At 65.7% G+C, this 13,319-nt stretch carries 12 protein-coding genes; 9 read left to right on the top strand and 3 right to left on the bottom strand.

Features of this window, described 5'->3' with window-relative positions:
* Nucleotides 1-10 precede the first annotated feature (10 nt).
* From EJA05_RS08810 to EJA05_RS08785, 6 genes are all read left to right on the top strand, one after another.
* Nucleotides 11-904 (top strand): 2-hydroxy-3-oxopropionate reductase, encoded by an 894-nt coding sequence (locus EJA05_RS08810; RefSeq protein WP_125463324.1) that lies wholly within the window; start codon nucleotides 11-13, stop codon nucleotides 902-904.
* A gap of 167 nt (nucleotides 905-1,071) precedes the next feature.
* Nucleotides 1,072-2,346, top strand: a complete 1,275-nt coding sequence (locus EJA05_RS08805) for a glycerate kinase type-2 family protein (protein WP_125463323.1) — start codon at nucleotides 1,072-1,074, stop codon at nucleotides 2,344-2,346.
* Complete coding sequence (pyk, locus tag EJA05_RS08800) at nucleotides 2,343-3,758, top strand: pyruvate kinase (RefSeq protein ID WP_125857970.1); 1,416 nt, start codon at nucleotides 2,343-2,345, stop codon at nucleotides 3,756-3,758. Before EJA05_RS08805 ends, pyk begins: the two co-directional genes overlap by 4 nt.
* Nucleotides 3,759-3,941: 183 nt before the next feature.
* Nucleotides 3,942-4,817 carry an urea transporter gene (locus tag EJA05_RS08795; protein WP_125857969.1) on the top strand — a complete coding sequence of 292 codons (876 nt, stop codon included), beginning with the start codon at nucleotides 3,942-3,944 and terminating at the stop codon, nucleotides 4,815-4,817.
* Between the two features lie 45 nt (nucleotides 4,818-4,862).
* On the top strand, nucleotides 4,863-5,684 hold the full coding sequence (locus tag EJA05_RS08790) for an ion transporter (RefSeq protein WP_125857968.1): 822 nt from the start codon (nucleotides 4,863-4,865) through the stop codon (nucleotides 5,682-5,684).
* Between the two features lie 221 nt (nucleotides 5,685-5,905).
* Nucleotides 5,906-6,904, top strand: a complete 999-nt coding sequence (locus EJA05_RS08785) for a sulfate ABC transporter substrate-binding protein (protein ID WP_125857967.1) — start codon at nucleotides 5,906-5,908, stop codon at nucleotides 6,902-6,904.
* A gap of 127 nt (nucleotides 6,905-7,031) precedes the next feature.
* On the opposite strand, the gene EJA05_RS08780 is transcribed toward EJA05_RS08785, so the two are convergent.
* A complete protein-coding gene (locus EJA05_RS08780) occupies nucleotides 7,032-7,958 on the bottom strand; it encodes a class I SAM-dependent methyltransferase (RefSeq protein ID WP_125861268.1) in 927 nt (308 codons plus the stop codon).
* 70 nt (nucleotides 7,959-8,028) lie between these two features.
* Nucleotides 8,029-8,946 (bottom strand): LysR family transcriptional regulator, encoded by a 918-nt coding sequence (locus EJA05_RS08775; protein WP_125463320.1) that lies wholly within the window; start codon nucleotides 8,944-8,946, stop codon nucleotides 8,029-8,031.
* 105 nt (nucleotides 8,947-9,051) lie between these two features.
* On the opposite strand from EJA05_RS08775, the gene EJA05_RS08770 reads away from it, so the two are divergent.
* On the top strand, nucleotides 9,052-10,797 hold the full coding sequence (locus tag EJA05_RS08770) for an amidohydrolase (protein ID WP_125857966.1): 1,746 nt from the start codon (nucleotides 9,052-9,054) through the stop codon (nucleotides 10,795-10,797).
* A gap of 93 nt (nucleotides 10,798-10,890) precedes the next feature.
* Nucleotides 10,891-11,622, top strand: a complete 732-nt coding sequence (locus tag EJA05_RS08765) for a TorF family putative porin (RefSeq protein ID WP_125857965.1) — start codon at nucleotides 10,891-10,893, stop codon at nucleotides 11,620-11,622.
* A 12-nt stretch (nucleotides 11,623-11,634) separates the two neighbouring features.
* On the opposite strand, the gene EJA05_RS08760 is transcribed toward EJA05_RS08765, so the two are convergent.
* Nucleotides 11,635-12,537, bottom strand: a complete 903-nt coding sequence (locus tag EJA05_RS08760) for a DMT family transporter (RefSeq protein ID WP_125857964.1) — start codon at nucleotides 12,535-12,537, stop codon at nucleotides 11,635-11,637.
* A 133-nt stretch (nucleotides 12,538-12,670) separates the two neighbouring features.
* Here EJA05_RS08760 and EJA05_RS08755 point away from each other — a divergent pair, with 133 nt between their 5' ends.
* Entirely contained in the window at nucleotides 12,671-13,108 is a 438-nt protein-coding gene (locus EJA05_RS08755; RefSeq protein WP_125857963.1) for an Lrp/AsnC family transcriptional regulator, read from the top strand.
* Nucleotides 13,109-13,319 lie beyond the last annotated feature (211 nt).

Raw genomic sequence — 13,319 nt, 5'->3', positions numbered from 1 at the left:
GTAATCTCTCATGGCTAAAATCGGTTTCATCGGCACCGGCATCATGGGCAACCCCATGGCCCAGAACCTGCAAAAAGCAGGTCACAGCATCTTCGTATCGACCCACCACGACGCAGCTCCAGCCAACCTGATCGCCGCCGGCGGCGTGGCCCTGGCCAACCCCAAGGAAGTGGCCCAGGAAGCTGAATTCATCATCGTCATGGTGCCCGACACCCCGCAGGTCGAGAGCGTCCTGTTCGGTGAAAACGGCGTTGCCGAAGGCGTGGGCCCGAACAAGGTCGTGATCGACATGAGCTCGATCTCGCCTACCGCCACCAAAGCCTTCGCCGAGAAGATCAAGGCCACCGGCGCCGCCTACCTGGACGCCCCGGTGTCCGGCGGTGAGGTCGGCGCCAAGGCCGCCACCCTGAGCATCATGGTCGGCGGCTGCCCGAAAGCCTTCGAACGCGCCCTGCCGCTGTTCGAAGCCATGGGTAAGAACATCACCCGCGTCGGCGGCAACGGTGACGGCCAGACCGCCAAGGTCGCCAACCAGATCATCGTCGCCCTGAACATCCAGGCCGTTGCCGAAGCGCTGCTGTTCGCCGCCAAGAACGGCGCGGATCCAGCCAAGGTGCGTGAGGCCCTGATGGGCGGCTTCGCCTCCTCGAAGATCCTCGAAGTGCATGCCGAGCGCATGATCAAAGGCACCTTCGACCCAGGCTTCCGCATCAACCTGCACCAGAAGGACCTGAACCTGGCCCTGCAAGGCGCCAAGGAGCTGGGCATCAACCTGCCCAACACGTCCAATGCCCAGCAAGTGTTCAACACCTGCCAGGCCCTGGGCGGCGGCAACTGGGACCACTCGGCGCTGATCAAAGGCCTGGAGCACATGGCCAACTTCTCGATCCGCGACGAGAAATAAGCTTCAAGCTGCAAGCTTCAAGCGGCAAGCAAAAGCAGATCTGCTTTTACTTGCAGCTTGTAGCTTGAAGCTTGCAGCTGTGGGGACCGCCCCTGGTTCGGCCTGCACGGAGGCAGTTCCAGGGGCGTTTTTGATTCTGCAGAACAACAATAATCTGGGAGCCTGCCATGTCGGTCGATCCACAAAACCTCCTGCGCGAACTGTTCGACACAGCCATCGCCGCCGCCCACCCCCGTCAGGTCCTCGAACCCTACCTGCCCGCCGACCGCAGCGGCCGGGTCATCGTCATCGGTGCAGGCAAAGCCGCCGCCGCCATGGCCGAAGTGGTCGAAAAAAGCTGGCAGGGCGAAGTCTCAGGCCTGGTCGTCACCCGCTACGGCCACGGCGCCAACTGCCAGAAGATCGAAGTGGTCGAAGCCGCCCACCCGGTCCCCGACGCCGCCGGCCTGGCCGTGGCCAAGCGCGTGCTCGAGCTGGTCAGCAACCTCACCGAAGACGACCGCGTCATCTTCCTGCTCTCCGGCGGCGGCTCGGCCCTGCTGGCCCTGCCCGCCGAAGGCCTGACCCTGGCCGACAAGCAGCAGATCAACAAGGCGCTGCTGAAATCCGGCGCCACCATCGGCGAGATGAACTGCGTGCGCAAGCACCTCTCGGCGATCAAAGGCGGCCGCCTGGCCAAAGCCTGCTGGCCAGCCACCGTCTACACCTATGCGATTTCCGATGTACCGGGCGACCTGGCCACGGTCATCGCCTCCGGCCCTACCGTGGCCGACCCGAGCACCTCGGCCGATGCCCTGGCGATCATCAAGCGCTACAACATCGAGGCCCCCAAAGCCGTCATCGACTGGCTCAACAACCCGGCCTCCGAAACCGTCAAGGCCGACGACCCGGCGCTGGCGCGCAGCCACTTCCAGCTGATCGCCAAACCCCAGCAGTCGCTCGAGGCCGCCGCCGTGAAGGCCCGCCAGGCCGGCTTCAGCCCGCTGATCCTCGGCGACCTGGAAGGCGAGTCGCGGGAAGTGGCCAAAGTCCACGCCGGCATCGCGCGGCAGGTCGTCCTGCATGGCCAGCCGCTGAAGGCGCCCTGCGTGATCCTCTCCGGCGGCGAGACCACCGTCACCGTGCGCGGCAACGGCCGCGGCGGGCGCAACGCCGAGTTCCTGCTCAGCCTCACCGAAAGCCTCAAGGGCCTGCCGGGCGTGTACGCCCTGGCCGGTGACACCGACGGCATCGACGGCTCGGAAGAGAACGCCGGCGCCTACATGACCCCGGACAGCTACGCCCGCGCCGAGGCCCTGGGCCTGTCGGCCAGCGATGAGCTGGACAACAACAACGGCTACGGCTACTTCGCCGCCCTGGATGCGCTGATCGTCACCGAGCCGACCCGCACCAACGTCAACGACTTCCGCGCCATCCTGATCCTCGAGACTCCGCAATCATGACGCCTGATAAAAAAGTAAAAATCCTCGCCACCCTCGGGCCTGCGATCAAAGGCATCGATGACATCCGCCAGCTGGTCGAAGCCGGGGTGAACATCTTCCGCCTCAACTTCAGCCACGGCGAACACGCCGATCACGCCCTGCGCTATCAGTGGATCCGCGAAGTCGAGCAGCAGCTCAACTACCCGCTGGGCATCCTCATGGACCTGCAAGGCCCGAAACTGCGCGTTGGCCGCTTCGCCGACGGCAAGGTGCAACTGCAGCGTGGCCAGGCCCTGCGCCTGGACCTGGACAAGACCCCGGGCGACAGCCGCCGGGTGAACCTGCCGCACCCGGAGATCATCGCCGCGCTGGAGCCTGGCATGGACCTGCTGCTCGATGACGGCAAGCTGCGCCTGCGGGTGACCGCCAAGCACAGCGATGCCATCGACACCGAAGTGCTGGCCGGCGGCGAGCTGTCCGACCGCAAGGGCGTCAACGTGCCGCAAGCGGTGCTCGACCTGTCCCCGCTCACCGACAAAGACCGCCGCGACCTCACCTTCGGCCTGGAGCTGGGCGTGGACTGGGTGGCCCTGTCGTTCGTGCAGCGCCCGGAAGACATCGTCGAGGCGCGCCAGCTGATCGGCGACCGCGCCTACCTGATGGCCAAGATCGAGAAGCCCTCGGCGGTCGAGCAACTGCAAGCCATCGCCGAGCTGTCCGACGCGATCATGGTCGCCCGTGGCGACCTGGGCGTGGAAGTCCCGGCCGAGAGCGTGCCGCAGATCCAGAAAGCCATCATCGGCACCTGTCGCCAGCTGGGCAAACCGGTGGTGGTGGCCACGCAGATGCTCGAATCCATGCGTTTCTCCCCTGCCCCGACCCGCGCCGAAGTCACCGACGTGGCCAACGCCGTGGCCGAAGGTGCGGACGCGGTGATGCTGTCGGCCGAGACCGCCTCGGGTGACTACCCGCTGGAAGCGGTGCAGATGATGAGCAAGATCATCCGCCAGGTGGAGAACGGCCCGGACTACCAGGCCCAGCTCGACGTCGGCCGGCCCAAGGCCGAGGCCACGGTATCGGACGCCATCAGCTGCGCGATCCGCCGCATCAGCGGCATCCTGCCAGTGGCGGTGCTGGTCAACTACAGCGAGTCGGGCAACTCCACCCTGCGCGCCGCCCGCGAGCGGCCACGGGCGCCGATCCTCAACCTGACGCCGAACCTCAACACCGCACGGCGCCTGAGCGTGGCCTGGGGTGTGCACTCGGTGGTCAACGACCGCCTGCGCCAGGTCGACGAGGTGGTCTCCACCGCGCTGGAGATCGCCCAGGCACAAGGCATGGCCAGCCGCGGCGACACGCTGCTGATCACCGCCGGTGTGCCTTTCGGCAAGCCAGGTTCGACTAATACGCTGCGGATCGAGACCTTGGTCTGAGATCGCCGGGGGCGCTTTGCGCCCCTTTCGCCGGCAAGCCGGCTCCCACATGCGCGATCCCTGTGGGAGCTGGCTTGCCAGCGAATGGAGGGCAAAGCCCTCCCCTTGCACCGCGACAACAACCTTGCGGAAAACCGAGGCCCAAAGAGGCCCACCGCTGACCACTCACCTTACCGACTGCCCATGTACACCAAAAATTTCGTCAACCCGTGCCCCGACTGGGCCACGGCGCTGCTCAACGGCTTCAGCCAGGTGCTGTTGCTGCGCAACCCCCTGTGCGGCCTGTGCTGCCTGCTGGCCATCCTGCTGACCGCCCCTTCGCTGGTCGGCGGCGCCCTGCTCGGTGCCCTCGCCGGCCTGCTCACCGCCCAACGTCGCGGCTATGACCGCGCCGACCGCCAGGCCGGGCTGTACTGCTATAACGGCGTACTGATCGGCATCCTGATCAGCGCCGTGCTGCCCTGGTCGGCCATCCTGCCGCCGCTGATCATCGCCGCCGGTGGGCTGTCGAGCATCCTCACCCATCAGTGGCGCAAACGCGGCGGCAAGTTGCTGGTGGCCTACACCGCGCCCTTCGTGCTGCTCGGCTGGGCCGCGCTGCTGCTGGCCGAACCCACCACCAACAGCTACGTCGAGGCCGACCCGCTGTATGCCATGCTGCGCGGCATCGGGCAGATCTTCCTGCTCGACAGGCCGATGGCCGGGTTGCTGATCGTCATCGGGATGTACTTTGCCAACCCCTATGCCGCCACCTGGGCGGTGATCGGTGCGGCCATCGGTGGTGGTGTTGCGCTGCTGGCCGGTGAGGCGCAAGGGGCCTGGCTAGGGCTGTACGGTTTCAACGCGGCATTGGCTGCACTGGCCTTCAGCCGCCAGGGTGAGCGGCCCTGGGTGACGTTACTGGCCATCGCCCTGGCGCTGTTGCTGCAACCGCTGTTCAACCTGCTGCCGATCGCCGGGCTGACCGCGCCGTTCGTGGTCGCCTGCTGGCTGATGCACCTGGGCAGCCACCTGGTGCAGCTCAATCAACGCCGCAACGCGCCCCGCTTGCACAGCTGATAGCCAGCCCCTAGGCTCTGCCCATTTGCACAATGGAACGCGCCCATGGATAACCCTGCAAGCCTGCGCGAGCGGCTCTACGTCATCGTCTTCCAGACCGATACCGCAGCTGGAAGACGCTTCGACAAGGCCCTGCTGCTGATCATCCTCGCCAGCCTGGTGACGGTGATCCTCGACAGCATCGACGATGTGCACCAAGGCTATGCCGGCCTGCTGGCCGCCATCGAGTGGGGTTTCACGGCGATCTTCCTCGCCGAATACATCACCCGCCTGTACTGCTCGCCCAAACCGCTGCGCTACGCCTTCAGCTTCTATGGGCTGGTGGACCTGCTGGCGATCGTGCCGGGGATCCTCGCCCTGTACTACAGCGATGCCCAGTACCTGCTGATCATTCGCGTCATCCGCATGCTGCGGATCTTCCGCGTGCTCAAGCTCAGCCCCTACCTCAAGCAGGCCCACTACCTGCTGGCGGCGCTGCAGGGCAGCAAGCAGAAGATCATCGTGTTCCTGGTCAGCGTGTCGACCCTGGTGACGGTGTTCGGCACCCTGATGTACGTGATCGAAGGGCCCGAGCATGGTTTCACCAGCATCCCCAAGGGCATCTACTGGGCCATCGTCACCCTGACCACCGTGGGCTTCGGCGACATCGTGCCGAAAACGCCGCTGGGGCAGGTACTGTCGTCGCTGGTGATGATCATCGGTTACTCGATCATTGCCGTGCCTACCGGCATCTTTACCGCCGAGCTGGCCAATGCGCTGCGTGGGGAGCAGTTGCAGCACGACTGCCCGACCTGCGCCAAGCACCACCATGAACATGGCGCGGCGTTCTGTTCGCGCTGCGGCAATGCGTTGTTTCCCAAGCATTGAGGTCGCCTGTGCTGGCCTCTTCGCGGGTAAACCCGCTCCCACAGGTACTGCGCAACCCGGAAGTATTGTGACCTCCTTGTGGGAGCGGGTTTACCCGCGAAGAGGCCAGTACTGACAACGACATAACCAAAGTCCTTTTTGTTCTTTAACCCACGCAAAGCCACCCGCTATAGTCGCTGGCATATCGCCAACCCTTTGAACCAGAACAAGGAATGCCCCCAGTGAAAAAACTCTTCAGCGCCTCGCTGCTGGCCGCGGGCCTGGCCCTGGGCAACCTCGCCCAGGCCGCCCCGACCCTGCTCAACGTCTCGTACGACGTGATGCGCGACTTCTACAAGGACTACAACCCGGCGTTCCAGAAACACTGGGAGAAAGAACACAACGAGAAGGTCAACCTGCAGATGTCCTTCGGCGGCTCGAGCAAACAGGCCCGCGCAGTGATCGACGGCCTGCCGGCCGATGTCATCACCATGAACATGGCCACCGACATCAATGCCCTGGCCGACAACGGCAAGCTGGTGCCGGACAACTGGGTGACCCGCCTGCCGAACAACAGCGCGCCGTTCACCTCGGCCACCGTGTTCATCGTGCGCAAGGGCAACCCGAAAGCGCTGAAAGACTGGCCCGACCTGCTCAAGGACGGCGTACAGGTGATCGTGCCCAACCCCAAGACCTCGGGTAACGGCCGCTACACCTACCTCTCGGCCTGGGGCTATGTGCTCAAGCAAGGCGGCGACGAAGGCAAGGCTCGCGACTTCGTCGGCAAGCTGTTCAAGCAGGCACCGGTGCTCGATACCGGCGGCCGCGCCGCCACCACCACCTTCATGACCAACCAGATCGGCGACGTGCTGGTGACCTTCGAGAACGAAGCCGAAATGATCGCCCGCGAGTTCGGCCGCGACCAGTTCGAAGTGGTCTACCCAAGCGTGTCGGCAGAAGCCGAGCCGCCGGTGAGCGTGGTCGACAAGGTGGTGGCCAAGAAAGGCACCCAGGCCGTGGCCGAGGAATACCTGAAGTACCTGTGGTCGCCTGAAGCCCAGGAAATCGCCGCCAACAACTACCTGCGCCCGCGTGACGCCACGGTACTGGCCAAGTACACCGACCGCTTCCCGAAAGTGGACTTCCTGTCGGTGGAGAAGACCTTCGGTGACTGGCGCACCGTGCAGAAGACCCACTTCAACGACGGTGGCGTGTTCGACCAGATCTATACCAACAAGTAGTAATTGATTCAGACAAGTCCGGCCCCTTCGCGGGTAAACCCGCTCCCACAGGAATCGCTACAGGTCTGAATACTGTAGGGTCCCTGTGGGAGCGGGTTTACCCGCGAAGAGGCCGGCAAAGGCAACATCACACCTGGCGGAATACCAGGGCCTTCAACCCACCCTCCGCGTCCGCATCGGGAAACTCCGGTGGGTTATCCAGCCGCTCGACAAACGCCAGCCCCGGCGCATGTTCAGCCATGCCGTCAATCAGAAACTGCGACTCGATCCCCGGGTCGTTGACACACGCCAGCACCGTCCCGCCCGCAGTCAACAGCTCCGGCAAGCGCCGCAGGATCTTCCCGTAGTCCTGGGTCAGCACGAAGCTGCCGCGCTGGAAGGTCGGCGGGTCGATGATGATCAGATCGTACGGCCCGTACTTGCGCACCTTGCCCCACGACTTGAACAACTCATGCCCCAGGTAGGCGACGCGCGACGCGTCGTGGCCGTTGAGCCGGTGGTTGTCACGCCCACGGGACAACGCCGACTTGGCCATGTCCAGGTTGACCACCTGTTCGGCGCCCCCGGCAATCGCCGCCACCGAAAAGCCGCAGGTATAGGCGAACAGGTTGAGCACCCGCTTGCCCGCCGCCTGCTCGCGCACCCAGCGCCGGCCGTAGCGCATGTCGAGGAACAGGCCGTTGTTCTGGCGCACGCCCAGGTCGAGCAGGTACTTCAGGCCATCCTCGGTGACTTCGCGCTGCTGGCAGGGTTCACCGAGCAGCCACTGGCCTGGGCTGTCGGGCAGGTAGCGGTGCTGCAACAGCATGGCCTGGCCGGTCCACTGCGGGCGTTCGGCCAGGCTGCGCAGCATCGCTTCGAGCTCAGCCAACTGGCCCTCGGGTGGTTCACGGAACAGTGCGACCGACAGCACACCGTCGAGCCAGTCGACGGTGATCTGCTCCAGCCCCGGCCAGCAACGGCCACGGCCATGGAACAGACGGCGGGTCTCAGTCGGGGCGGGATCGAGGGCGGCGAGCAGGTGCTGCTCGAGGGTGGCGATGGCTGGGCTCATATCGGTCATGGGTCGGGCAAAAGCGCCATTCTACCTGCTGGGGCTCGCGCCGCCATCGAATGCCGAGCATTCAGCCCAAGCCGCGCGCGTCCAGATACCCGGCCAGATAGTCGATGAACGCCAGCACCTTGCCCGTAGCCCGACGGTGGCTGGGGTACACGGCCAGGATCTGCGGGCCGAAGGCGTCCGGGTCGATCGCGTAATCCGCCATCACCTGCACCAGCCGCCCATCGGCCAGATACGGCGCACCGCTCCACATGGGCACGTGGAACAAGCCGCCCCCGGCCAGCGCGCTGGCCAGCAGCAGGTCATAGTTGTCGCTTTCCAGTCGTGCGTTGGCAGGCTGCAGCAGGCTGAGCCGTTCGCCGTCCTTTTCCACCCACCAGTAGGTCCGGCTCAAGGCGGCATGCCGGTACAACAGCCAGTCGTGCCGGTCGAGGGTCTGCGGGGTGACCGGCAGCGGGTTGCGCGCCAGGTACGCGGGGCTGGCGCACAGAGTCAGGCAGTTGCGCCCGACGGCCTTGCCGATCAACCCCGGCAAGTCGCCCCGGCCCTCGCGCAGGGCCAGGTCGTAGCCGCTTTCGACCAGGTCGACGAAGGCGTCGCACAGGTCTACGCGCAGGCGGATCTGCGGGTACTCGCGCAGGAAACCCGCGCACACCTCATCGAGAAACGCCCGGCCATAGGCCAATGGCGCGGTCAGGCGCAGGATGCCGTGCAGGCCGTGCTGGATCTGCCCCACCACCTCACCCACCTCGTGCAGGCGCATCAATACCTGGCGCGCGGTCTCCAGGTACACCCGGCCCGCTTCGGTGAGCACCGTGCGCCGGGTGCTGCGCTCGAACAGGCGCACCCCCAGCTCCGCCTCCAGGTGGCTGACGGCCTTGGTCAACGCCGACGGAGTCTTGCCCAACTGCTCTGCGGCGCGGCTGAAACTGCCGTGCTCGGCGGTGGCGACGAACATGCTGACAGCGGCGAACTTGTCCATGGTTTTTCCTGGCAGGCAAAAGCGTTTTTCGCGTTTCGGGCGTTCTGCCGGCCCGGGCCAGTGGCTAGTCTCGCCGGCAAGCCCAAAAAAACAAGAGGTTCGTCGATGAAAGCTTTCAAACCCACCCTGCTGGCGGCGGCGCTGGCTTTTGCCTCGTTGGACGCCATGGCCGCGGCCGACCTGGTGTTGCTCAATGGCAAGCTGTACACCGCCGACCCCGCCCAGCCATCGGCCCAGGCCATGGCCGTGGCGGACGGCAAGGTGCTCAAGGTGGGCAGCGACAGCGAGATCAAGGCCCTGGCCGACGCCTCGACCCGGGTGGTCGACCTGGCCGGCAAGCGCCTGCTGCCCGGCATGATCGACAGCCACAACCACGCCATCTTCGGCGGCCTGGAACTGTCGGCGGCCAACCTCGACAGCGAAGAAGGGGTCAGCACCCAAGACTTGCAACAACGCCTGCGCGGCTGGCGCGACGATGGCCGGGCGCGCCTGGGCGACGTGCTGGTGGTGGTCGGGGTGAGCTCGACCTACTGGGCCAAAGCCGAGGAACTGGGCCGCACCTTCAACCATGGCGAGTGGCAGAACGTGCCGGTGGTGTTCATCGGCAGCGACCACCACACCGCCTGGGCCAACCAGGCCATGCTCGACCGCGCAGGTGTAGACGCCCGCCTGCTGGCCAGCCTGCCGGCGGCCGAACGCGGTACCTTGGGCAAGCGCAAGGACGGCAGCCCCAACGGTTTCGCCGTGGACGCCGGCTGGGACCGCATCGCCGCCGCCATGCCCGCGCACAGCGCCGAGGCGCTGCTGCACGCCGCCGACGCCGCGGTGAAGTACAACAACAGCTTCGGCATCACCGCCTGGATGGACCCGGCCGTCAACGCAGCCCCAGGTGAATCGCTGTTCAGCCTCAAACCCACGGAGAAATCGGTCGGCGTGCTGCCGGCCTACAAGGCGCTGGCCGCCCAGGGCGGGCTGAATGCCCACGTCGCCGCCCTGCTGGTGGCCAACCCGAAAAGCACCCCGGCCGACCTCGATACCCTGGACAAGGTGCGCCAGCAGTTCCAGGGCATCCCCAACCTCACCCTGCCGGGGATCAAGATCTTCGCCGACGGCGTGGTCGAGTACCCGGCGCAGAGCGCAGCCATGCTCGAGCCCTATAGCAACACCCACGGCAACGGCGAGCTGCTGATCGACCCGGCGCACTTCGGCGAGCTGGTCAGCGCCGCCGACGCCCGTGGCTGGCTGGTGCACATCCACGCCATCGGCGACCGCGCGGTGCGCGAGTCGCTCAACGGCATCGAGCAGGCGCGCAAGGACCGCCACAGCGGCGTCACCCATTCGCTGACCCACCTGCAACTGGTCAACCCCGCCGAGTTCGCCCGCCTCAAGCCGCTGGACGTGATCGCCTCGATGCAGCTGCTGTGGGCCTCGGCCGACGAGTACACCGTGGACATGGTCAAACCCTATGTCAGCAGCGCGATCTACCCCTACCAGTACCCGGCCCATTCGCTGCTCAGCCATGGTGCCACCATCGCCGGCGCCAGCGACTGGTCGGTGTCCTCGCCCAACCCGTGGCTGGCGATCCACCAGGCCATCACCCGCGAAGGCCCCAAGGGCGTGCTCAACGCCGCCGAGCGTATCGACCGCCAGACTCTGTTGCAGGCCTACACCCTCAACGCCGCCAAGGCCATCGGCCTGGAGCGGCAGATCGGCTCGCTGACCCCCGGCAAACAGGCCGACTTCATCATCCTCGACCGCGACGTACTCAGCGTCGCCGATCAGGACCTGGCCGACACCCGCGTGCTGCAGACCTGGTTCGGCGGCCGCGAAGTGTACAAAGCCGAGCTCTGACCCCGTCGCCCCCTGCCCGGCTCCCGTCGCACGGCGGGGGCCTGGCCCAGCCGTGCCCCGCATCTACCGACAATCACAACAACAGGTATCGCCATGCGCCGCATCACCCTGCTCGCCCTCACCCTGGCCCCCCTCGCCTGCCAGGCCGTGCCACTGAACGACGACTTCAGCCTGGAGTTCGACCTCGCCCTGCACAGCGACTACCGCAACCGCGGCATCTCGCAGACCCAGAACGACCCCGCCGCCCAGTTCGGCGCCACCTTGCAGCACGCCAGCGGCCTGTACCTCGGCGCCTGGACCTCCAACGTCGACTTCGGTTTCGGTTCCAAGACACGCCAGGAGGTGGACTACTACGCCGGCTGGTACTGGCAGGCCAGCGAAGAGGTGAGCCTGGACCTGGGCTACCTGAGGTACACCTACCCCAAGTCGAGCCTGTACAACCAGAGCGAGTACTACGCCGCCCTGACGGCCTACGGCTTCAAGCTGGCCGCCAATTATTCCGACGACGCCGGCAACCTGTTCGGCGAGGACCAGGACACCCTCTACACCTATGTCGGCTACGAAGCTCAACTGCCCCTGGAGCTAGGCTTGCAGCTGCGCTACGGGCGCATGGACTTCAAGGACCCGATGTTCGTCTCGGCCAGCGAGCGCACGGCCGACAGCTACCGCGAATGGGAAGTGAAGCTGACCCGCGCCTTTGCCGGGGTCGACTGGAGCCTGGCCTATGTCGACACCGACCTGTCGCAGACCGAGTGCGCCAGCAGCTATGGCTTCGACGATGTCTGCTCGGCGACGCTGGTGGCCAGCGTCGCCAAGAAGTTCTGAAGCGGCCCGCGACTAAGGCCTGGCCGCGCCCTCAGTGCGCGCCGGGCGCAACCACCAGCCTTGCTGCATGCCCGCGGCCGCCAGCAGGATCAGCGCTACCCCCAGCCATTGCAACGGCGCCAGTCGATGACCGAAGGCCACCCAGTCCACCAGGATCGCCGCGATCGGGTAGATGAACGACAGCGCGCCAGTCAGCGCGGTGGGCAGGCGCTGGATGGCGCTGTACAGCAGCACGTACATCAACCCGGTATGGACGATGCCCAAGGTCACCAGGCTGCCCAATGCCGGCCACTCACCCGGCAGGCCGCCGAGCTTCACCCATGGCGCCAGCAGCAGCACCCCGGTGCTCACCTGGATCAGTGCGATCAGGTGCGGCGGCGTGCCGGTCAGGCGCTTGATGATCAGTGCCGCCACCGCATAAAGGAAAGCGGCCCCCAGCGCCAGGCCGATGCCCAACAGGTACTCGCTGCCGCTGGCTTGCCCGGCGCCATGGGCGCTGACGATGGCCAGCATGCCGACAAAGGCCACGCCCAGCCAGGTCAGCTTGGCCAGGGTGATCTTCTCGCCGAGAAACAGCGCCGCCAGCCCCACCAGCATGAACGGCTGGACGTTGTACACCGCCGTGCCGATGGCGATCGATGCCCGCGAGTAAGAGGCGAACAGCAGCACCCAGTTGCCGACGATCGCCACCCCGCTGACCACCGCCAGCAGGAAGGTGGCGCGGGTCAGCACGCCGGGTTTGAGAAAGCCCATGGCCGCGCAAATCAGCAGCAAGGTGCCGGCGCCGAACAAGCAGCGCCAGAACACCACCTCCAGCACCGGCTGCCCGGACACCAGCACGAACCAGCCGATGGTCCCGGAGATCAGCATGGCGGCGACCATTTCCAGGGAGCCGCGGCGCAGCGAATTGTCCATCTCACACCTCCTGTACACGATGGCCACAGTATGCGCGGGGTGCCGATGGGCCTTCCAGCGGATAGCGAAGGCAGATTTAGCCATTCGCCTTTACTATCAAGGCCAATCACCGGAATTGCCTAACGAGGTAGCCATGACTGACGACATCGACCAGCTATTGATCAACGCCCTGATGGAGGACTCTCGCCGCTCGCTCAAGGCCTTGGCGCAGATCAGCGGGCTGTCCGCGCCCAGCGTCAGCGAGCGCCTGCGCCGCCTGGAGGAACGTGGCGTGCTGCGTGGCTATACGGTGGAGGTAGACCCACGCTGCTTTGGCTACCAGTTGCAGGCCATCGTGCGCGTGCGCCCACTGCCTGGGAAGCTGCAGGAGGTGGAGCGGCAGATCATCGCCATCCCCGAGTTCACCGAATGCGACAAGGTTACGGGGGAGGACTGCTTTATCGCCCGCCTGCATGTGCGTTCGATGGAACAGCTGGACACCCTGCTCGACCTGCTCAATACGCTGGCCGAGACCAATACCGCAATCATCAAGAAGACCCCGGTGAAGCGCAGACTGCCGCCGATGGCTTGAAGATGGGCCAGCGCAGGACTTTCGACATGCGCCAAGGCGGACCAGGTGAGGGCACAGGAAAGACTGGCCCGAAACAAACTGTGGGAGCGGGTTTACCCGCGAAGCGCCGCGCGGGCGGCGCTCGATCTTGTAGGCGCTACAAAATCATCGCCAGGCACCTGGTGGCCTTCACCCAATCTCCCGGCATGCACCTTGTGGCCGTTACCCGATC

The organism is Pseudomonas oryziphila (genome assembly GCF_003940825.1).
In the GTDB taxonomy this organism is placed as follows: Bacteria; Pseudomonadota; Gammaproteobacteria; order Pseudomonadales; family Pseudomonadaceae; genus Aquipseudomonas; species Aquipseudomonas sichuanensis.
Note: the sequence above shows the minus strand (reverse complement) of the source record. Positions and strands in the feature narration are given on the sequence as shown.